18 protein-coding genes and 1 pseudogene are annotated in these 18,472 nt (G+C 73.1%); 9 read left to right on the top strand and 10 right to left on the bottom strand.

Features of this window, described 5'->3' with window-relative positions; all coding sequences use genetic code 11:
* Positions 1-59 precede the first annotated feature (59 nt).
* Both ACFZCD_RS23405 and ACFZCD_RS23400 read right to left on the bottom strand, forming a co-directional pair.
* Complete coding sequence (locus tag ACFZCD_RS23405; RefSeq protein WP_391833830.1) at positions 60-638, bottom strand: TetR/AcrR family transcriptional regulator; 579 nt, start codon at positions 636-638, stop codon at positions 60-62.
* Positions 639-746: 108 nt separating this feature from the next.
* Complete coding sequence (locus tag ACFZCD_RS23400) at positions 747-1,559, bottom strand: hypothetical protein (RefSeq protein ID WP_391833828.1); 813 nt, start codon at positions 1,557-1,559, stop codon at positions 747-749.
* 494 nt (positions 1,560-2,053) lie between these two features.
* Here ACFZCD_RS23400 and ACFZCD_RS23395 point away from each other — a divergent pair, with 494 nt between their 5' ends.
* From ACFZCD_RS23395 to ACFZCD_RS23375, 5 genes are all read left to right on the top strand, one after another.
* Positions 2,054-2,803 (top strand): NAD-dependent deacetylase, encoded by a 750-nt coding sequence (locus ACFZCD_RS23395; RefSeq protein ID WP_391833826.1) that lies wholly within the window; start codon positions 2,054-2,056, stop codon positions 2,801-2,803.
* A 159-nt stretch (positions 2,804-2,962) separates the two neighbouring features.
* Positions 2,963-3,214 carry a hypothetical protein gene (locus tag ACFZCD_RS23390; RefSeq protein WP_391833824.1) on the top strand — a complete coding sequence of 84 codons (252 nt, stop codon included), beginning with the start codon at positions 2,963-2,965 and terminating at the stop codon, positions 3,212-3,214.
* Entirely contained in the window at positions 3,211-3,798 is a 588-nt protein-coding gene (locus ACFZCD_RS23385) for a hypothetical protein (RefSeq protein ID WP_391833822.1), read from the top strand. The genes ACFZCD_RS23390 and ACFZCD_RS23385 overlap by 4 nt, the downstream gene beginning before the upstream one ends.
* 31 nt (positions 3,799-3,829) lie before the next feature.
* Complete coding sequence (locus ACFZCD_RS23380; RefSeq protein ID WP_391833820.1) at positions 3,830-4,054, top strand: hypothetical protein; 225 nt, start codon at positions 3,830-3,832, stop codon at positions 4,052-4,054.
* Between the two features lie 2 nt (positions 4,055-4,056).
* Positions 4,057-4,647 carry a Clp protease N-terminal domain-containing protein gene (locus ACFZCD_RS23375; protein WP_391833818.1) on the top strand — a complete coding sequence of 197 codons (591 nt, stop codon included), beginning with the start codon at positions 4,057-4,059 and terminating at the stop codon, positions 4,645-4,647.
* Between the two features lie 69 nt (positions 4,648-4,716).
* Here the strand turns inward: ACFZCD_RS23375 and ACFZCD_RS23370 are convergent, their stop codons facing one another.
* From ACFZCD_RS23370 to ACFZCD_RS23360, 3 genes are all read right to left on the bottom strand, one after another.
* On the bottom strand, positions 4,717-6,132 hold the full coding sequence (locus ACFZCD_RS23370; protein WP_391833816.1) for a phytoene desaturase family protein: 1,416 nt from the start codon (positions 6,130-6,132) through the stop codon (positions 4,717-4,719).
* Positions 6,133-6,225: 93 nt separating this feature from the next.
* On the bottom strand, positions 6,226-7,053 hold the full coding sequence (locus ACFZCD_RS23365) for an inositol monophosphatase family protein (RefSeq protein WP_391833815.1): 828 nt from the start codon (positions 7,051-7,053) through the stop codon (positions 6,226-6,228).
* A gap of 88 nt (positions 7,054-7,141) precedes the next feature.
* Complete coding sequence (locus ACFZCD_RS23360; protein WP_391834029.1) at positions 7,142-8,923, bottom strand: gamma-glutamyltransferase family protein; 1,782 nt, start codon at positions 8,921-8,923, stop codon at positions 7,142-7,144.
* Between the two features lie 172 nt (positions 8,924-9,095).
* On the opposite strand from ACFZCD_RS23360, the gene ACFZCD_RS23355 reads away from it, so the two are divergent.
* Complete coding sequence (locus tag ACFZCD_RS23355; protein ID WP_391833813.1) at positions 9,096-10,151, top strand: biotin/lipoate A/B protein ligase family protein; 1,056 nt, start codon at positions 9,096-9,098, stop codon at positions 10,149-10,151.
* A gap of 37 nt (positions 10,152-10,188) precedes the next feature.
* Here ACFZCD_RS23355 and ACFZCD_RS23350 read toward each other — a convergent pair whose 3' ends face one another.
* From ACFZCD_RS23350 to ACFZCD_RS23335, 4 genes are read right to left on the bottom strand one after another with little or no spacing between them, the layout of a single operon-like run.
* The gene (locus ACFZCD_RS23350; protein ID WP_391833811.1) at positions 10,189-11,187 is read right to left on the bottom strand and encodes a TIGR03842 family LLM class F420-dependent oxidoreductase; all 999 of its coding nucleotides are present in this window, start codon (positions 11,185-11,187) and stop codon (positions 10,189-10,191) included.
* 11 nt (positions 11,188-11,198) lie between these two features.
* Positions 11,199-12,599 carry a dihydropyrimidinase gene (hydA, locus tag ACFZCD_RS23345; RefSeq protein WP_391833809.1) on the bottom strand — a complete coding sequence of 467 codons (1,401 nt, stop codon included), beginning with the start codon at positions 12,597-12,599 and terminating at the stop codon, positions 11,199-11,201.
* On the bottom strand, positions 12,596-13,936 hold the full coding sequence (locus tag ACFZCD_RS23340) for an aspartate aminotransferase family protein (RefSeq protein WP_391833807.1): 1,341 nt from the start codon (positions 13,934-13,936) through the stop codon (positions 12,596-12,598). The genes hydA and ACFZCD_RS23340 overlap by 4 nt, the downstream gene beginning before the upstream one ends.
* On the bottom strand, positions 13,933-14,775 hold the full coding sequence (locus ACFZCD_RS23335; RefSeq protein ID WP_391833805.1) for a nitrilase-related carbon-nitrogen hydrolase: 843 nt from the start codon (positions 14,773-14,775) through the stop codon (positions 13,933-13,935). Before ACFZCD_RS23335 ends, ACFZCD_RS23340 begins: the two co-directional genes overlap by 4 nt.
* Before the next feature lie 176 nt (positions 14,776-14,951).
* Between ACFZCD_RS23335 and ACFZCD_RS23330 the strand changes: the two genes are divergently transcribed.
* From ACFZCD_RS23330 to ACFZCD_RS23320, 3 genes and pseudogenes are all read left to right on the top strand, one after another.
* Positions 14,952-15,395, top strand: coding sequence for a MarR family winged helix-turn-helix transcriptional regulator (locus ACFZCD_RS23330; RefSeq protein WP_391833803.1), 444 nt, complete (start codon positions 14,952-14,954; stop codon positions 15,393-15,395).
* 80 nt (positions 15,396-15,475) lie between these two features.
* A pseudogene (locus ACFZCD_RS23325) lies at positions 15,476-16,498 on the top strand (MFS transporter); the annotation flags it as partial.
* A 276-nt stretch (positions 16,499-16,774) separates the two neighbouring features.
* On the top strand, positions 16,775-17,326 hold the full coding sequence (locus ACFZCD_RS23320; protein ID WP_391834027.1) for an isochorismatase family protein: 552 nt from the start codon (positions 16,775-16,777) through the stop codon (positions 17,324-17,326).
* A gap of 31 nt (positions 17,327-17,357) precedes the next feature.
* Here ACFZCD_RS23320 and ACFZCD_RS23315 read toward each other — a convergent pair whose 3' ends face one another.
* Positions 17,358-18,461, bottom strand: coding sequence for a hypothetical protein (locus ACFZCD_RS23315; protein ID WP_391833801.1), 1,104 nt, complete (start codon positions 18,459-18,461; stop codon positions 17,358-17,360).
* Positions 18,462-18,472 lie beyond the last annotated feature (11 nt).

The raw sequence follows: 18,472 nt of genomic DNA, 5'->3' as shown, positions 1-18,472 counted from the left end.
ACTGAGCAGTGCAGACACGGTCCGGCCGATGACCTGGCGGCCGTGGCACCTCCGGTGACTCAGAGGACGGCGAGCGCCGCGTCCGCGATGCGGCCGAGCCGTTCCCTGCCGCCCTGGGCGCGGGCGATGACGCGCATGCCGACGAGCGTGGCGAGCAGCAGGCTCGCGACCTCGGCAGGGTCCCGGTCCGGGGCGAACTCGCCCGTGCGCTGCCCGCGCTCGACGACCGCCTCGAAGGCGCCCTCCGTGCGCTCGAACATGCGGCGTACGAGTGCGGTGGGGGCGTCGTCCCGGCCGCCCAGTTCGGTGGCGGTGTTCACGGCGAAGCACCCGCGGCGGCCGGCCTCACCGAGGTCGGTCTCGATCAGCAGCTCCAGCGCGGAGCGCAGGAGCGGCCGGACGGGGCCCGGCTGGTCGAGCAGCTCCACCAGCGCCGCCGACTGGGTGTCGCGGTAACGCTCCAGGGCGCGCTCGAACAGGGCGTGCTTGCTGCCGAAGGCGTGATAGAGACTGCCCTTGCCGATGCCGAGCTCGTCGACGAGGTCCTGGGGCGTCGTGGCTGCGTAGCCCTTGCGCCAGAAGACGTCCATGGCCTTGTCGACGGCTGCGTCCGGATCGAACTGCTTCGGCCTTCCCATGGGAGAGACCGTACGACTTCTTGACCTGTAGGTCAATTACCTGGAGGCAGGGTGCGCGGATGGCCCGCCGCGGGGTGGGGGCGGGCCACCGGCACTCCGCCGGCACCCTCAGGCCGGCGTCGGTTTCCCCACGGGCGCGGGCTTGGCGGGCGGCGTGACGGGGGCGGGCAGGATGACGGGCGCGCTCGGCTCGGGCTTGGCGGGCGGAGTCGGCTTGGCCACGGGCGGCTTGGCTGCGGGCGGTTTCATGACGGGCGCCGGCTTCGTCACCGGCGGCTTCGCCACGGGCGGCTTGGCGCCGGGCGTCGGCTTGGCGCCGGGGGCCGGCTTCGCGCCGGCCCCGGGCTGACAGATGGCGAAGACGCGCAGGTCGATGGCGGTGGGACTCGTGTTGTTCACACCCACCACGTAGACGTTCTCGGTGACGCTGGGATAGGCGTCGAGCTTCTCCAGGCCGCCGATCCGGCTGCCCGGCTGGAAGTAGCCGCCTCCGATGATCCTGGTGCCGGGGGGACACGCGGGGCTGCGCAGGTGCTGGTCGAGGGACAGGGGCGGGACGGAGTGGTCCTGCACGACGGTCACCGGCGAGCCCGCCGCGGGGACGCCTTGCGGAGCGGAGGGGCGTGGCCCGCCCTTCGAACCCTTCGAGCCCTTCGCACCTCCCGGGCGCCCGTGACCGCTGCCCTGCTGCCCCCCGGGCCCGCTGATCCGGCACGGCGGCACTTGTCCGTTCGGGCGCACGTAGTGGGCGCTCATCCAGCCGCGCCCGTCGGCCAGCCGGTACCAGAGGGCGTCCCCCGCCACCCGTTCCCCGGCGGCCTTGCAGGCGATGAGCACCTGCTGCCCCGGCCCGTATCCGCCGACGACCGGCGCGGACGTCGCGGGCGCCTTTCGTACCTTCTGGCCGAGCTGCGAGATCACCTCGCCCGGCACTCCCCCGGGCACGGGCCCGGGGGCGGGCACGGGCCCCGACGAGGAGGCGACCGGGGATGCCCCGGCCCCTCCCGCCGATGCGCAGAACACGACCAGCACACCCAGTGCGACGGCACCTCGCCCGGCCACCAAGGCCCCGGCCCGTCTCCCAATTAGCGACATATCGCTCCCTTCACTCCAGAACACCCGGAGTGGCACAGGAACACACCCGCAGACACGCGCTCGCGAGACGAGCCCGGTCTTTGGCCCGGATGCCGCTGCCGCATTCACCCCCACGAACGAATGCCTTTCACATAAAACGACTCCATCGGAATGAAGTCCCGAAAAGTCGATAAAGCATCACTGCACCCACCCCTCCCACAGGCCCCGGAAAGCACTCGAAATATCGACAGGTCTATACGGCAGGAGATCCGCGGGATACGGCGGGAGACGGGGAGAAAAACCCCGTCGCCGACCTCCCGCCCGCTCCGTACGCTCGCGCCATGAACAACGGCAGCACGAAGCATCCTCTGGTGGCGATCCTCAGCGGCGCCGGCATCTCCACGGATTCGGGGATCCCCGATTACCGCGGCCCGAACGGCCTGTGGCGCCGTGACCCCGAGGCCGAGAAGCTCGTCACGTACGCGTACTACATGGCGGACCCGGAGATCCGGCGCCGCTCGTGGCTGATGCGGCGTGACGGCCCGGCCCTGCGCGCCCGGCCGAACGCCGCGCACCGGGCCGTGGTGCAGCTGGAGAAGGCGGGCGTCCCGGTGCGTGTGATCACGCAGAACGTGGACGGGCTGCACCAGATGGCGGGGATGCCGGAGCGGAAGGTCCTCGAACTGCACGGCACGGCGCGGGCGGTGCAGTGCACCCGCTGCAAGGTGCGCTCCGGCATGGAGGCGGCGCTGGAGCGCGTGGCGGCGGGCGACCCGGACCCGGCCTGCGAGGCGTGCGGCGGGATCCTCAAGTCGGCGACGGTGATGTTCGGCGAGGGCCTGGACCCGGTGGTGCTCGGCGAGGCCGTGGCCGTGACCAAGGCGTGCGACATCTTCATCGCGGTGGGCACGAGCCTCCAGGTGCATCCCGCCGCGTCGCTCGCGGGACTGGCGGCCGACCACGGCGCGCGGCTCGTCATCGTCAACGCGGAACCGACGCCGTACGACGACCGGGCCGACGAGCTGGTGCGCGAGCCGATCGGGACGGCGCTGCCGGCGCTGCTGGAACGGATCACGTCAAGGGAAAGTTGACAACGGCCACGGCGTCAAGGGAATCTTGACACCATGATCACACCGAAGCGGCCGCCGGCCGCCCCTGAGCCCGCTCCAGCCGGGTCCGCCCGAGCTCGGTCCGCCCATGCCCGGCCCTCCCAAGCCCAGTCCACCCAGGCCGGAATCCTGCTGGCGTTCGTGAGCTGCGCCATCGCCCTGATCACGCTCGGACTGTCGCTCGCCGAGGATCTCGGCCCCGCACCGTTCGCCGCCCTGATCGCCGCCGAAGTCGTCCTCATCGCGGGCATGGGCGCGCTCTTCGGCATGATGCACGCGGCCGGGACAGCCCCGGCAGCGGCCGGGGACGCGGCACGGCTCCGCCGCGACGAGGAGACCCTGGACGCACTGGAGCCGCTGCGCCCCGAAGAGCACGGCAGCGGGCAGCGATGAGCGGCGAGGCGGCACCGCTCACCCCGGAAGAAGAGGCCCGCATCCGCGAGGGCATCGCGAGCGCCGTCCTCGGCGCCCCCGAAGGGCTCGCCGAATCCCTGGACCACGACCCGGAGGGCTACCTGCGCCTCGTGGCCGCCACCAGGACCGGCGCCGAGGAGACGAGCCGGCTGCTGCGCGAGGCCGTGCAGGGTGCCCGGGCCGCGGGGCACAGCTGGGACACCATCGGCCGCCTGCTGGGCGTGAGCCGGCAGGCCGCGCAGCAGCGCTTCTCGGCCAAGGGCGCCGCCGTCCCCGAAGGCTCCCCCGAGCGCCGGATCCTGACCCCGCTGACCGCGTTCAACGAGATGCCCGCCCTCGCCGAGGCCGGCCTGGACGGCTGGGAGCTGGTCGAGTTCGGCCCGCTGTACCACGCGGTGGAGGCGTCCGACCGGCGGTGGGAGTACCGCCGCGTCCCGCTCGCGGTCGCCGGGCGCCGCCGGCACATGGAGGAGGACGGCTGGACCCAGGTCGGCACGGGCTCCTTCCCCTGGAGCTACTACAAGCGCCCGCTGAAGGAGGACCCGCCCGTCAACAAGGGTTGACACCTCCCGGCTGTCATCCTACGTTGACAGCATGGCCGGAACGGATGCGAAGGACGCGGTCGGCACCACCGAGGCCGCCATGGACAGCGATCCCCGCGTGGGACTGCACGCCGTCGCCGCACTGCGGCGGCTCGTCGAGCGCCTGGAGGCGCTCCAGGTCGACAGCGCACGCCGGCAGGGCTGGTCCTGGGAGGAGATCGGGGCCGCGCTCGGGGTCAGCAGGCAGGCAGTCCACAAGAAGCACGCCAGGAGGTAGGCATGTTCGAACGGTTCACCCAGGACGCACGCATCGCCGTCGTACTGGCGCAGGAAGAGGCCCGCGAGCTGGGCCACACGTGGATCGGCAGCGAGCACCTGCTGCTCGGCGTGCTCGGCCGGCCCGGCGCCCCCGTGGTCGCGACGCTGGCCGGGTTCGGGATCACGCCGGAGGCGTGCCGGAGCGCCCTGGCACCGACCGGCCCGCTCGGTGCGAGCGACGCGGAGGCGCTGCGCGCGTTCGGCATCGATCTGGAGGCCGTACGGGCCCGGGCGGAGGACACGTTCGGCCCGGGAGCCCTCGACCGGCCCGGTCCCCCTGAGGAGCGGCGGCGGATCCTGCCCTTCGGCCGCCGCCGGGACGAACCCGCCCGGAAGGGCCACATCCCCTTCGCGCGCCGCGCGAAGAAGGCCCTGGAGCGCTCGCTGCGCGAGGCCCTCGCCCGCAAGGACCGCCACATCGGTCCGGAACACGTCGTCCTGGGCATCCTCGACCCGGACGACAAGGTGACCGACGGCCTGCTGCGGAAGCTGGGCACGGACACCGCCACCGTACGGAACGGAATCCTCCGGCAGCTGCCCCGCGCGGCGTGAACCGCCCGGTCCGCCGGCTCCTGCGCTCCTGCTTCTTCCTTCTACCGCTGCGTTCCGCTGCTTCTCCCGCTACTTCTTCCGCAGCCTCCGCCACACCGCCTTCGCCGCGTGGTGCCCGCACATGCCGTGCACGCCGGGCCCGGGCGGGGTGGCCGAGGAGCAGAGGAAGACCGCGGGGTGCGAGGTCGCGTACGGGACGCGGGCGAGCTTGGGGCGGATGATCAGGCGCAGGCCCGCCACCGACCCGATGGCGAAGTCGCCGCCCACGTAGTTGGCGTTGCGGGCGGCCAGCTGTGGGGGGCCTGCCGTGGCGCGGGCCAGGACCAGGTCGCGGAAGCCGGGCGCGAACCGCTCGATCTGCCGCTCGATCACCTCGGTGGCGTCACCCTCCCAGCCACTGGGCACGTGTCCGTACACCCAGAAGGTGTGCTTGCCCTCGGGCGCGCGCGTGGGGTCGACGAGGCTGGGCTGGGCGGTGATGAGGAAGGGCACCGAGGGGTCCCGGCCGTGGAGCGCGGCGTCGAGGGCCGCGTCGATCTCTCCGTACGTCGGCCCGACGTGGACCGTGCCAGCCCGGCGGGCGGCCTCCGACCGCCACGGCACGGGCCCCGACAGCGCATAGTCGATCTTGAAGACGCTGGGGCCGTACGGGTAGCCGCGGTAGGCGTTGCCGAGGCCCGCGATCCGGGCGAGGGCGGTGGGCGAGGTGTCGAACACATAGGCCCGGGCGGGCGGCAGGTCGTCCAGCCGCTTGACCTCGTAGCCGGTGTGCACGGCGCCGCCGCACGCGCGCAGGTAGGAGGCGAGGGCGTCGGCGATGGCCTGCGAGCCGCCGCGCGGCACCGGCCAGCCGCCCGCGTGCGCGGCCAGTGCGAAGACCAGGGCCATGCCGCCCGTGCCGATGCCGGTGAGGGGAGAGATGCCGTGCGCGGCCAGGCCGGCGAAGAGGGCCTGCGCCTTCTCTTCCCGGAACCGGCGGGTCAGCAGGGCCGCGGGCTGGGCGCCCACGAGGCCGAAACGCGCGTAGAGCAGCGGGTCGCTCGGCAGCCCGTCCCACTGGGTGCGCAGGAAGTCGGCGGCGACCGTGCTCCACTTGCCGCGGAACGGCGCGACGAGCCGGCGGTAGGCCCCGGCGTCGCGCGGGCCGAGCGAGTGCGCCGTCTCCCCCACGCTGTGGGAGAGGACCGCGGCCGTGCCGTCCGGGAAGGGGTGGGCCATGGGCAGCTCGGGGTGGACCCACTCCAGGCCGTGCCGGTCGAGCGGCATCGCGGCGAAGGCCGGGGAGCCCGCGCCGAGCGGGTGCACGGCGGAGCACGGGTCGTGCCGGAAGCCGGGGAGCGTGAGCTCCTCGGTCCGCGCGCCGCCGCCGATGGCACCGGCGGCCTCGAAGACCTCCACCGACAGGCCGCGGCGGGCCAGCTCCACGGCGGCGGTCAGCCCGTTGGGCCCGGCACCTACGACGACAGCGTCGAGCATGGTCGGCACCGGACGCCACTCCCCTCGTGTTCGGAACGTCCCGGATCCGGATGCCCCGGGAGCCGTCCCGGGCTTCCAGGCTTCCGGAATCCGTCCCGGTGGTCAGCCGGCGGACACCAGCAGGTCCAGGATATGACGGAGCGTCGGCTCGTCCCGCGCGGCGGCGAAGGGGAGCGCGTTGCCGCCGGCTATGCGGAACGACTCGCCCGCGAGCGTCCCGCTCGCGCCGCCCGCCTCCGCGACGAGGAGCAGGCCGGCGGCGTGGTCCCAGGGGTTCTCCCAGGAGAAGGCGAGGCCGTCGATGCTGCCCCGGGCCACATTCAGGTATTCGAGGCCGGCCGAGCCGCAGGGGCGGGGCGCGAGCCCCTCGGTGCTGAGCGCCGCGAGGACGCGCTTCTGCTCGTCGTCGGTGAAGTCGTAGTGCGAGATGGCCACTTCCAGGACCTTGCCGGGGGCCGGCGAGCCGGCGTGCAGCGGCTCGCCGTTGAGCGTGGCGCCGCCGCCGCGGCGGGCGACGGCCATCAGGTCGAGCGCGGGCGCGTACGTCCAGGAGGCGAGGAGCTCGCCGCGGTGGGCGAGGCAGACCAGCGTCGCGAAGCCGGGCTCGCCGTGCACGAACTGGCGGGTGCCGTCGACGGGGTCGACGATCCACACGGGCGCGTCGCCGCCGAGGGCGCCGAGGAGGCCCGGGTCCGCGTGCACGGCCTCCTCGCCGACGACGACCGAACCGGGCAGCAGGGCGGTGAGCGAGGCCGTGAGGTGCTCCTCCGCGCGCCGGTCGGCGACGGTGACGAGGTCGTGCGGGCCGTTCTTCTCGACGATCTCGTCCGCGGCGAGCTGCCGGAAGCGGGGCGTGATCTCGGCGGCGGCCGCCTTGCGGACCGCCTCCTCGACGTCGGTCAGGTCACCTGCGAGAAAGTCTTCGAGCATGCGTCCATCGAACCACGCCCCACCGACAACCGGTGGCGGCCGGGTCTCCCCCGGATGTCCCACCGGTGAACGCGTGCCCCGCGCCGCGTCAGCGGCCCACCGCGTACCCCTGCATGCCGCGCGGGTTGGCGGCCGCCGACAGCACGCCCGTCCGCGGGTCACGGGCCACCGCGCACAGCCGCCCCTCCGACCACGGCTCCCCCACCGTCACCCGGTGGCCCCGCCGCCGCAGCTCCCCGATCGCCCGCTCGCCGAGGCGCCGTTCCACGACGACCGCGCCGGGCGCCATGGTGCGCGGGTGGAAGGAGCCGGGGAAGGACTCGTGGTGCCAGTTGGGCGCGTCGATCGCGCCCTGCAGGTCGAGGCCGCCGCGCACGGGCGGGCGCAGGGCGGCGGCGAGGAAGAAGTGCAGCTGCCACTGGTCCTGCTGGTCGCCGCCGGGCGTGCCGAAGGCGAGGACGGGCTCGCCGTCGCGCAGGGCCAGCGACGGGGTCAGGGTGGTGCGGGGCCGCCGCCCGGGGGTGAGGGAGTTGGGGAGCCCGGGTTCCAGCCAGGCCATCTGCAGCCGGGTGCCGAGGGGGAAGCCGAGCTCCGGCACGACGGGGTTGGACTGCAGCCAGCCGCCGCTGGGCGTCGCGGAGATCATGTTGCCCCAGCGGTCGGCGACGTCGAGGTGGCAGGTGTCGCCGCGGGTCGCGCCGCTGACCGCCACGGTCGGCTCGCCCGCGCCCGGCACCGCCGGAGCAGTGCGTTCCGCAGCGGCGACGGCGTGGCGGGCCAGCCGCGGGCTGCGGCCCCCGGGGCTGCCGGGGCGCAGTTCGTACGAGGCGAGGTCGCCGACGAGCGCGCGGCGGGCGGTGTTGTAGCCGTCGGAGAGCAGGTCCTCCAGCGGGACGTCGGCGGCGTCCCCGTACCAGGCCTCGCGGTCGGCCAGGGCGAGCTTGCTGCCCTCGATGAGGGTGTGGACGTACTCGGGGGTCCCGTACTCCGGCGGCGCGCCGAGCAGGGCGAGCTGCTGGAGCAGGACCGGGCCCTGCGACCAGGGGCCCGGCTTGCAGACGGTCCAGCCGTTCCAGTCGTAGCGCGCCGGTTCCTCGTAGCCGGCCCGGAAGGCGGCGAGGTCGTCGCCGGTGAGGGGCGCGGTGTGGCGTTCGCCGGAGGTGTCGAGGGTGGGCCGGCCCGCGGCCGCGACGAGGGCCTCGGCGACGAAGCCCTCGCGCCACACGCGGCGGGCCGCGTCGATGCGCTGCTCGCGGCTGCCCCCGGCGGCTTCGGCCTCGGCGATCAGACGGCGCCAGGTGGCGGCGAGCGCGGGGTTGCGCAGGAGCGCGCCGGGCGCCGGCGGGCGGCCGCCGGGCAGGTAGACCTCGGCCGAGGACGTCCACTCCGTCTCGAACACCCTCCGGACGGTGGCCACGGTCCGACCGATGGCCTCGACGGGGGCGTGGCCGTGCTCTGCATAGCCGATGGCGTACGCCAGCACGTCGGCGAGCGGCTTGGTGCCGTGGTCGCGCAGGAGCAGCATCCAGGCGTCGAACGCCCCCGGGACGGCGGCCGCGAGGGGGCCGGTGCCGGGGACCAGGTCGAGGCCGAGCGAGGTGTAGTGCTCGATGGTGGCGCCCCGGGGCGCCGGTCCCTGGCCGCAGAGCACCTGCACCCGGCCGCCCGCCGGGGCGAGGACGGCGGGCACCTCGCCGGCCGGGCCGTTCATGTGCGGCTCGACGACGTGCAGGACGAACCCGCCCGCGACGGCGGCGTCGAAGGCGTTCCCGCCGCTCTCCAGCACGGCCATCGCGGACTGCGACGCCAGCCAGTGGGTGGACGACACCATGCCGAAGGTGCCCTGCAGGGTGGGCCGGGTGGTGAACATGACGTCCAGCAAGGCAGATCTTCCCCCCGGCGCGCAATACCACCGCGGACCACCTGCGGGGTGCCCTCCTGCCCCGGGCCGCCGGGCGCACGGTACGGCCCGTCGCGGCGTTACGGTTGTTTCCGTTGCCGGTCGCTGGGCCGGCCGGGGAAACCAAGCTGGAGGATGCGCCGTGCACGGTGAATTCAAGGTGCCGGGCGGCAAGCTCGTCGTCGTGGACCTGGACGTGGTGGACGGAGCGCTCCGTGACGTCCGGGTGGCGGGGGACTTCTTCCTCGAACCCGACGAGGCGCTGTTCGACATCAACCGGGCTCTGGAGGGCGCGCCCGCCGAGCTGACCGCTCCGGAGCTCGCCGCCCGCATCGATGCCGCGCTGCCCGAGGGCACGGTGATGTTCGGCCTCACTTCCGAGGCCGTGGGCATCGCCGTCCGCCGCGCCCTGGCCAACGCCACCGACTGGCACCACTACGACTGGCAGCTCGTCCACGACGGCCCCCAGTCCCCCGCCCTGCACATGGCGCTGGACGAGGTGCTGGCCGCCGAGGTGGCGGCCGGGCGGCGGCCGCCGACGCTGCGCGTGTGGGAGTGGGCCTCCCCGGCGGTCGTCATCGGCAGCTTCCAGTCCCTGCGCAACGAGGTGGACCCGGAGGGCGCCGAGCGCCACGGGATGACGGTGGTGCGCCGGATCAGCGGCGGCGGGGCCATGTTCATCGAGCCCGGCAACACCATCACCTACTCGCTGTGCGTCCCGGACGCCCTCGTCCAGGGTCTGTCCTTCGCCGACAGCTACGCCTATCTGGACGACTGGGTGCTGGGCGCGCTGGAGGGCATGGGCGTCAAGGCCTGGTACCAGCCGCTCAACGACATCGCCACCGACTCCGGGAAGATCGCGGGCGCGGCGCAGAAGCGGCTGGTGGGCGCCGAGGGCGCGGTGCTGCACCACGTGACGATGGCCTACGACATCGACGCCGGCAAGATGCTGGACGTGCTGCGCATCGGCCGGGAGAAGCTGTCGGACAAGGGCACGAAGAGCGCGAAGAAGCGGGTCGATCCCCTGCGCCGCCAGACCGGCCTGTCGCGCGCCGCCGTCATCGAGAAGATGATCGACTCCTTCCGCGGCCGGTACGGCCTCACGGAGGGATCGGTCACCCCCGAGGAGATGGCGCGGGCGGAGGAGCTGGCGGCGGCGAAGTTCTCCTCTCCGGAGTGGACGGCCCGCGTTCCGTAGGCCCGCGCGGTGGCGCCGTGGAGCCGTACGGCTCGTCTCAGGCGAATGCCGGAATGATGTCCTGCCCGTACGCGTCGATCGTGGCCTCCTTCGCGTCGTGCATGGCGTAGACCGCGAACTGGTCCACGCCCAGGCTCCGCAGGTGTTCCAGTCGCTCGCGGTGGGACTCGGCGGGGCCCAGGAGGCAGAAGCGGTCCACGATCTCGTCGGGGACGAAGTCCGTGGACGGGTTCCCGGCCCGGCCGTGGTGGCTGTAGTCGTAGCCGTGGCGCTGCTTGATGTAGGCGGTGAGGGCGTCGGGGACGAGGCCGGAGTGCTCGCCGTAGCGTTCGACCAGGTCGGCCACGTGATTGCCGACCATGCCGCCGAACCAGCGGCACTGCTCGCGGGCGTGGGCGAGGTCGTCGCCGACGTAGGCGGGGGCGGCCACGCAGATGGTGACCGAGGACGGGTCGCGGCCGGCCCCGGCTGCCGCGTCCCGTACGTGCTTGATCATCCATTCGGTGAGGAACGGGTCGGCGAGCTGGAGGATGAACCCGTCGGCCTCCTGGCCCGCCAGGGCGAGCGCCTTGGGCCCGTAGGCGGCCATCCACACGGGCAGCTTGCCGTCCCGGACCCAGGGGATCTTCAGGGGGGTGCCGCCGACGTCGGTCTCGCGGCCCTCGGCGAGGTCGCGGATGACGCGGATGGACTCCCGGAGGGAGGCCAGGGTGTTGGGCTTGCGGCCGGCCACGCGCATCGCGGAGTCGCCGCGGCCGATGCCGCACACGGTGCGGTTGCCGTACATGTCGTTGAGGGTGGCGAAGGTGGAGGCCGTGACCTCGGGGGTGCGGGTGGAGGGGTTGGTGACCATCGGCCCCACGACGAGCCGCTCGGTGTGCTCCAGGATGCGGCTGTAGATGACGAACGGCTCCTGCCACAGGACGGCGGAGTCGAAGGTCCAGCCGTAGCGGAAGCCGGAGCGCTCGGCACGGCGCATCAGGTCCACGACGGCGGTGGCGGGCGGGTCGGTCTGCAGGACGAGGCCGAAGTCCACGACGGTGCTCCTTATGTCAGGTACTGGCAGGTGGTGCGGGGGACGTAGCGGCCGTGGCCGGCGCGCCCGGTGAACTTCCGCCGGTCGATGACGGTTTCGCCGCGGGAGAGGACGGTCTCGACCTGCCCGGTGACGCGCTTTCCCTCGTAGGCGGAGTAGTCGACGTTCATGTGGTGGGTGGCGGCCGAGAGGGTCTGCTCGGCGTGCGGGTCGTAGATGACGATGTCGGCGTCGCCGCCGGGGACGATGGTGCCCTTGTGCGGGGCGAGGCCGAACATCCGGGCGGGGGCGGCGCAGGCGAGCTCGATCCAGCGGCGGCGGGTGAGGTGACCGTCGACCACGGCCTGGTGGAGGAGGTCCATCCGGTTCTCCACGCCGGGCAGGCCGTTGGGGATCTTCGAGAAGTCGCCGCGGCCGAGCTCCTTCTGTCCGGAGAAGCAGAAGGGGCAGTGGTCGGTGGAGACGACCTGGAGGTCGTCGGTGCGCAGGCCGCGCCAGAGGGCGGCCTGGTGCTCGCGGGGCCGCAGCGGGGTGGAGCAGACGTACTTCGCGCCCTCGAAGTCCGGCTCGGCGAGGTTGTCGGTGGACAGGAAGAGGTACTGCGGGCAGGTCTCGCCGAAGACGGGGAGGCCCTTGTCGCGGGCGTGCGCGAGCTCGGCCACGGCCTCCTCGGCGGAGACGTGCACCACGTAGAGCGGGCTGCCGGCGACGCGGGCGAGCTGGATCGCGCGGTGGGTGGCCTCGGCCTCCAGCAGGACCTTGCGGACCTCGCCGTGATGGCGGGGGTCGGTGCGGCCCGCGGCGAGGGCCTGTTCGACGAGGACGTCGATGGCGATGCCGTTCTCGGCGTGCATCATGATCAGCCCGCCGTTGCCCGCGGCGCGCTGCATGGCGCGCAGGATCTGCCCGTCGTCGCTGTAGAAGACGCCGGGGTAGGCCATGAAGAGCTTGAAGGAGGTGACGCCTTCGGAGACGAGGAGGTCCATCTCCTTCAGCGATCCCTCGTTCACGTCGGAGAGGATCATGTGGAAGGCGTAGTCGACGGCGCAGCGGCCGGCGGCCTTGGCGTGCCAGCGGTCGAGCCCTTCGCGCAGGGCCTGCCCGCGGGTCTGGACGGCGAAGTCGACGACGGTGGTGGTGCCGCCCCAGGCGGCGGCCCGGGTGCCGGTCTCGAAGTCGTCGGAGGAGGCGGTGCCGCCGAAGGGGAGGTCGAAGTGGGTGTGGGCGTCGACGCCGCCGGGGATGACGTACTTCCCCGTGGCGTCCAGGGTGCGGTCGGCCCGCCAGCCCTGGGCGAAGGCGCTGCCGGGTGCGGCGAGGGCCGCGACCTTGCCGTCCTCGACGAGGACGTCGGCGAGGGTCTCCTCGGCGGCGGTGATGACGAGGCCGCCGCGGATGGCCGTGGTGGTCATGGCCGCTCCTTTCCGGCGATGGTGAACTGCACCTGACGCAGGACCGATTCGAGGGCACCGGCGCCCTCCTCGGCCTCGGCGACGGTGAGGGAGAGCGGCGGGGCGATGCGCAGGACGTTGGCGTCGCGACCGCCCTTGCCGATCAGCAGGCCTTCTTCCCGGGCCAGTTCGAGGGCGAGGGAGGCTCCTTCCGGGGAGGGGGATCCGTCGTGCTCGACCAGCTCGATGCCGATCATCAGGCCGCGGCCGCGCACCTCGCGGACGGCGGGGAAGCCGGCGGTGATGGCGCGGAGCCGCTCGATGAGCAGGCCGCCGACCCGGCGGGCGTTGCCCTGGAGGTCGTGTTCGAGGAGGTGGGTGAGGTTGGCGAGGCCGGCGGCCATGGTGACGGGGCTGCCGCCGAAGGTGGAGATGGAGTTGGCGTCGAGGCAGTTCATGACCTCGGCCCGGCCGACGACGCCGCCGATCGACATGCCGTTGCCGATGCCTTTGGCGAAGGTGAGGAGGTCGGGCGGGCCGTTTTCGGCGTGGGCCTGCCAGCCCCAGAAGTGGTCGCCGGTGCGGCCCCAGCCGGTCTGCACCTCGTCGGTGATCCAGAGGATGCCGCGCTCGGCGAGGACCTCGCGGAAGGCGGCGTAGAGCCCGTCGGGCGGGGCGGTGAACCCGCCGACGCCCTGGATCGGTTCGGCGATGAGGGCCGCCACCCGGCCGTGGGCCTGGCCGAGCATGTCCTCGAGGTCGGCGACGCACGCGGAGATGAAGCGGGAGTCGGTCAGGTGGGCGTAGGGGCCGGAGCTGCGGACGCCGCCGTGGACGTAGAGCGTCTGGAGCGGGGAGAGGCTGGTGGGCGACCAGGAGGAGTTGCCGGTGATGCCGACGGCGGAGAAGGAGCGGCCGTGGTAGCTGTTGCGCATGGCCAGGATCTGGTTGGAGCCGCGGTACGAGGTGGCCAGCAGGAGGGCCGCGTCATTGGCCTCGGTGCCGGAGGTGGTGAAGAAGACGCGGGCGTCGGGGATGCCGGAGAGGGCGGCGATGCGCTCGGCGAGCTCGACCATGTGCCGGTCGAGGTAGAGGGTGGAGGTGTGCAGGATGCGGCCGGCCTGCTCGGCGACGGCCTTGGTGACCTCGGGCAGGGCGTGGGCGGTCATGGTGGTGAGGATGCCGCCGAAGAAGTCGAGGTAGCGCCGGCCCTGGGCGTCCCAGACGTGGCGGCCCTCGCCGTGGGTGAGCTCCAGGGGCCTGCGGTAGTAGAGGCTGAGCCAGTCGGGCATCACGGCGCGGTGCCGGGCGTGCAGATGGGCGGCCGGAGAGCTCCCGGGCCCGGTCGGGGAGGTCATGGCCGGACCAGCCCGTCGTAGGCGTCGGGCCTGCGGTCGCGGTAGAAGGCCCACTGCTGTCGCACTTCGTCGATGAGGCCGAAGTCCAGGTCGCGCACGAGCAGTTCCTCCTTGGAGTCGCTCGCCACGTCACCGACGAACTGGCCGCGGGGGTCGACGAAGTAGGAGGTGCCGTAGAAGTCGTTGTCGCCGTACTCCTCCTGGCCGACGCGGTTGATGGCCGCGACGAAGTACGCGTTGGCGACGGCGGCGGCCGGCTGCTCCAGCTTCCACAGGTGGGCCGAGAGGCCGCGGGAGGTGGCCGAGGGGTTGTAGACGAGGTGGGCGCCGTTGAGGCCGAGCTGGCGCCAGCCCTCCGGGAAGTGGCGGTCGTAGCAGATGTAGACGCCGACCTTGCCGACGGCCGTGTCGAAGACGGGCCAGCCGAGGTTGCCCGGCGCGAAGTAGTACTTCTCCCAGAAGCCCTTGACCTGGGGGATGTGGTGCTTGCGGTACTTGCCCAGATAGCTGCCGTCGGCGTCGATGACGGCCGCGGTGTTGTAGTAGAAACCGGGGCCCTCGGTCTCGAAGACCGGCACCACGATCACCATGCCCGTCTCGCGGGCCAGCTCCTGCATCCGGCGGACCGTGGGCCCGCCGGGAACGGGCTCGGCCCAGCGGTAGTGCTCGCTCTCCTGGACCTGGCAGAAGTAGGGGGCGTTGAACACCTCCTGGAAACCGATCACCTGCGCGCCCCGGGCAGCGGCTGCGCGGGCGTGCTCCTCGTGCTTGACGAGCATGGATTCCGTATCACCGGTCCAGGTGGCCTGGACCAGAGCGGCGCGGACGACATTGGCCATGAGCTGCTCCTTCACGGGGGCGTCAGTCAGGCCGACCGGCCAGGCTGACACGCGTAGATCCACGTGTGGTTGCGACCGTAGGACGCGCCACGCCGCGCGGCAAGACCATCGATCGCCCTGTGGATAACCCGACAGGCAAACTTGCAAGTTTGCCTGTTGGTATTTACGGTGGGGCCATGCCCGACAAGGATCCCGACATGGATCAGGAACGCGCCGCGGCCGATCTGGCCGCGACGGTCTCCCAGCTCATGCGCCGCCTGCGCGAGGCCTCGCCGCAGGGCGCCCTCACCCCCTCCCAGCGCACCGTCCTCGGCCGCCTGGCCAACGGCGGCCCGGCCACCACCGCCGACCTGGCCCGCGCCGAGCTCGTCCGCCCGCAGTCGATGCGCGCCATCGTCGGCAGGCTGGAGGAGCTGGGCCTGGTCGCCCGCTCCCCGCACCCGACGGACGGCAGACAGGTCCTGTTCTCCCTCACCGGCCTGGGCACCGAGGCCGTCTCCTCCGTACGGCACTCCAAGCACGCCTGGCTCGCCGACGCCATCGCGCACCGGCTCACCGGGGAAGAGCGGCAGACCCTCGCCGACGCCACCCGCCTGCTCAAGCGCCTGGCGGACGGGTGAAAGCCTTAAGGGCGCCGGACCCCGCCCCGCACACCGCTCCGCACGCCGCCGGCCCCGGCGGAGGATTCGGCGCCCGCCTGATGACGCCGCTGCTCCTCGGGGCCGTCCTCAACCCCCTCAACACCACGATGATCGCCACCGGCCTGGTGGCGATCGGCCACGACTTCGGCGCCGGGCCCTCCGGCACCGCCTGGCTGCTGTCGTCCCTCTACCTCGCCAGCGCCGCCGGCCAGCCCGTCATGGGCCGCCTCGCCGACTCCTTCGGCCCCCGCCGCGTCTTCCTCGCGGGCCTGGTCCTCGTCTGCGCCGCCGGCCTGCTCGGCGCGCTCGCGCCCGGCTTCGGGTGGCTGATCGCCGCCCGGGTCCTGCTGGGCGTCGGCACCTCGGCCGCGTACCCGGCCGCGATGGCGATGCTGCGCGCGGAGTCCCTGCGGACCGGCCGCCCCGCGCCCCGCCCCGTCATGGGCCGCCTCTCGCTCGCCGCCCTCGGCAGCGCGGCCCTCGGCCCCACCCTCGGCGGGCTCCTCACCACGACCACCGGCTGGCGGGGCATCTTCGCGGTCAACGTCCCCCTCTCCCTCCTCGCGCTCGCAGCCGCCCTGCCGTGGCTGCCGCACGACCACCCGCGCGCGGTACGAGGCGGCAGGAGCGGCCCCGTACCGCAGGCCCAGGGCCCTGCCCCGTCCCGGCCCGCCCTCCTGCGCACCTACCTCCGCCACGGGCTCGCCTACCTCACGATCTATTCCGCCCTCTACGGCTACTCCCAATGGCTGGAGGAGGCCCACGGCTACACCTCCTTCCAGACCGGCCTGGTCATGCTGCCGATGTCCCTCGCGGCCGCCGTCTGCTCCCTCCTCGGCGCCCGGACGAAAGGTCTCCGCGCCCCGCTCACCACGGCCGCCGCGCTGCTCGCCGCGGGCAGCGGCCTCCTCGTCGCCGCCACCGGCGGCACCCCGCTCGCCGCGCTGCTCATCGCCTCCGCGCTCTTCGGCGTCCCGCAGGGCCTGTCCTCGACCGGCAACCAGGCCGCCGTCTACGCCCAGGCGCGGCCCGACCGCGTCGGGTCCGCGGCCGGGCTGCAGCGCACCGCCCAGTACGCGAGCGCGATAGCCGCCACCGGCCTCCTCGCCGTCTGCTTCGGCCGGCAGGCGGGCGACGCCGGACTCCACCGGCTCGCGGCCGTCACCGGCGCGCTGAGCCTGCTCCTGCTCGTCCTGACCGCCACCGACCGCGCCCTGCGCGCGAAAGCCCTCGACCACCCCGGCCCCGGCGACCCCGGCCTCGGCCACTCCGGCCCCGGCCACTCCGCGGAACAAGCAAGGCAAGTACCAGCGGACCAACAAGTACCAGCGGACCAAGCAGAAAAGGTGCACTCCTCCATGCCCGTCACCACGCTCGACAAGACCAGCGCCCTCGTCCTCATCGACCTCCAGAAGGGCATCACCGCCCTCCCCACCGCCCACCCCTCCGAAGAGATCGTCGAACGCGGCGCCCGCCTGGCCGCCGCCTTCCGCGACCACGGCCTGCCCGTCGTCCTCGTCCGCGTCGTCGGCACCGCGCCCGGCCGCTCCGAAGCGCCCCTGCGCAGCGGGGAGTTCCCGGCCGGCTTCGCCGACCTGAGGCCCGAACTGGACCGCAAGGACAGCGACATCGTGGTCACCAAGCACACCTGGGGCGCCTTCCACGCCACCGACCTCGACCTCCAGCTGCGCCGCCGCGGCGTCACCCAGATCGTCCTCGCGGGCATCGCGACGGGCGCGGGAGTCGAGTCCACGGCCCGCGCCGCCCACGAGCACGGCTACCACGTCACGGTCGTGACCGACGCCGTCACCGACACCGACCCGGAGGTGCACCGCATCGCCGTCGAGAAGATCTTCCCGCGCCTCGCGGAGACCGGCACCACCGACGACGTCATCAAGCTGCTGGGCTGACGGCATCAAGCCGCTGGGCTGTGGCCCACGGTCAGCCCACACAGGCGGCGTACGCGACCATCGCCCCGGCGACGGCCGCGTACGCCGCCAGGGCGATCACCGCACCTCGGTGGTGCATCCGCTCCACGCGCTCCGGGTCGCCGCCCCGGACGGTCCAGCGCCAGGACAGCACGGTGGCGACCACGGCGAGCAGCACGTAGACGAGAGTGAGCAAATGCAGCCCGTCGATGAGCGTCAGCCCCACGCTGCTGGTGATCACCGTGTTCACCTGCTGCATGTTGAGCATGACGACGAACAGGCCGCCGCCCAGCAGGGACAGCCGGCTCTGCATCGAGTCGAGCTTCTCCGCCATGCCCAGCTCGTCACTGTGCGACGGCAGCAGGAAGGCGGCTGTGCCGATGAGCAGCATGAGGTAGAGCGGGCCCGTCAGCTTCCAGAAGATGACGGGGTCGCTGCGTGACAGGGAGATCTGGATGAGCAGCCGGCTGCGCGTGCTGCCCTTCCCCTTCGGGAGGCTCGGGTCACCGAAGTTGGTGGGGAAATGCCGGTCGACCGCGGCGAGGTGGTAGCCGGTGATCCGCCAGCCGGGCGGCGCGATGAGGTCGTTCGTCGCGGCGTCGTCGTTGTCGGGGACGAACCGGACCTCGTCGGCCTCCTTGCGGGAAGTGACCTTGACCTCGATGCGGTGGCGGTCGAAGGGGAAGGCCCGGACGTCCCACTCCTGCCGGAAGGTCCCCTGGACCCGGACCACGTCGCGGAACATGCCCCTCTCCGAGGTCAGGGACGGCTCGCTCTTCTCCAGGTTGTCGTTGTAATTGCTGAACGCCGCGTCGGGCAGCGGATCCAGCTCGCGCCGCGGGCAGACGGTCCACACCGTCACCCGTGCCCCGAAGGTGTGCGCGGCGGGGTCCAGGTTGTAGAGGTCGCTGAGGTAGGCGCCGGCCCGGCAGGTGTTCGCTCCGGCCGCGCCGGTCGCCGCGTCAGCGGTGTGGCTGCCGGGCAGCCACACCGCTAACGCCCCCAGCAGGAGGGCGAGAAGGACCGGGGCGGCGGCGAAGGCCCGTATCCGGCCGGCGGATTCCCCGCGCTCTCCGGCTTCTCCGGCTTCTTCAGGTTCTCCACGGTGCGCAGCCATATGCCGGTGAT

The sequence above is a fragment of the Streptomyces sp. NPDC008001 genome, assembly GCF_042958085.1.
Taxonomy (GTDB): Bacteria; Actinomycetota; Actinomycetes; order Streptomycetales; family Streptomycetaceae; genus Streptomyces.
The sequence above is the reverse complement of the archived record's forward strand: the minus strand, read 5'-3'. Positions and strand labels throughout refer to the sequence as shown.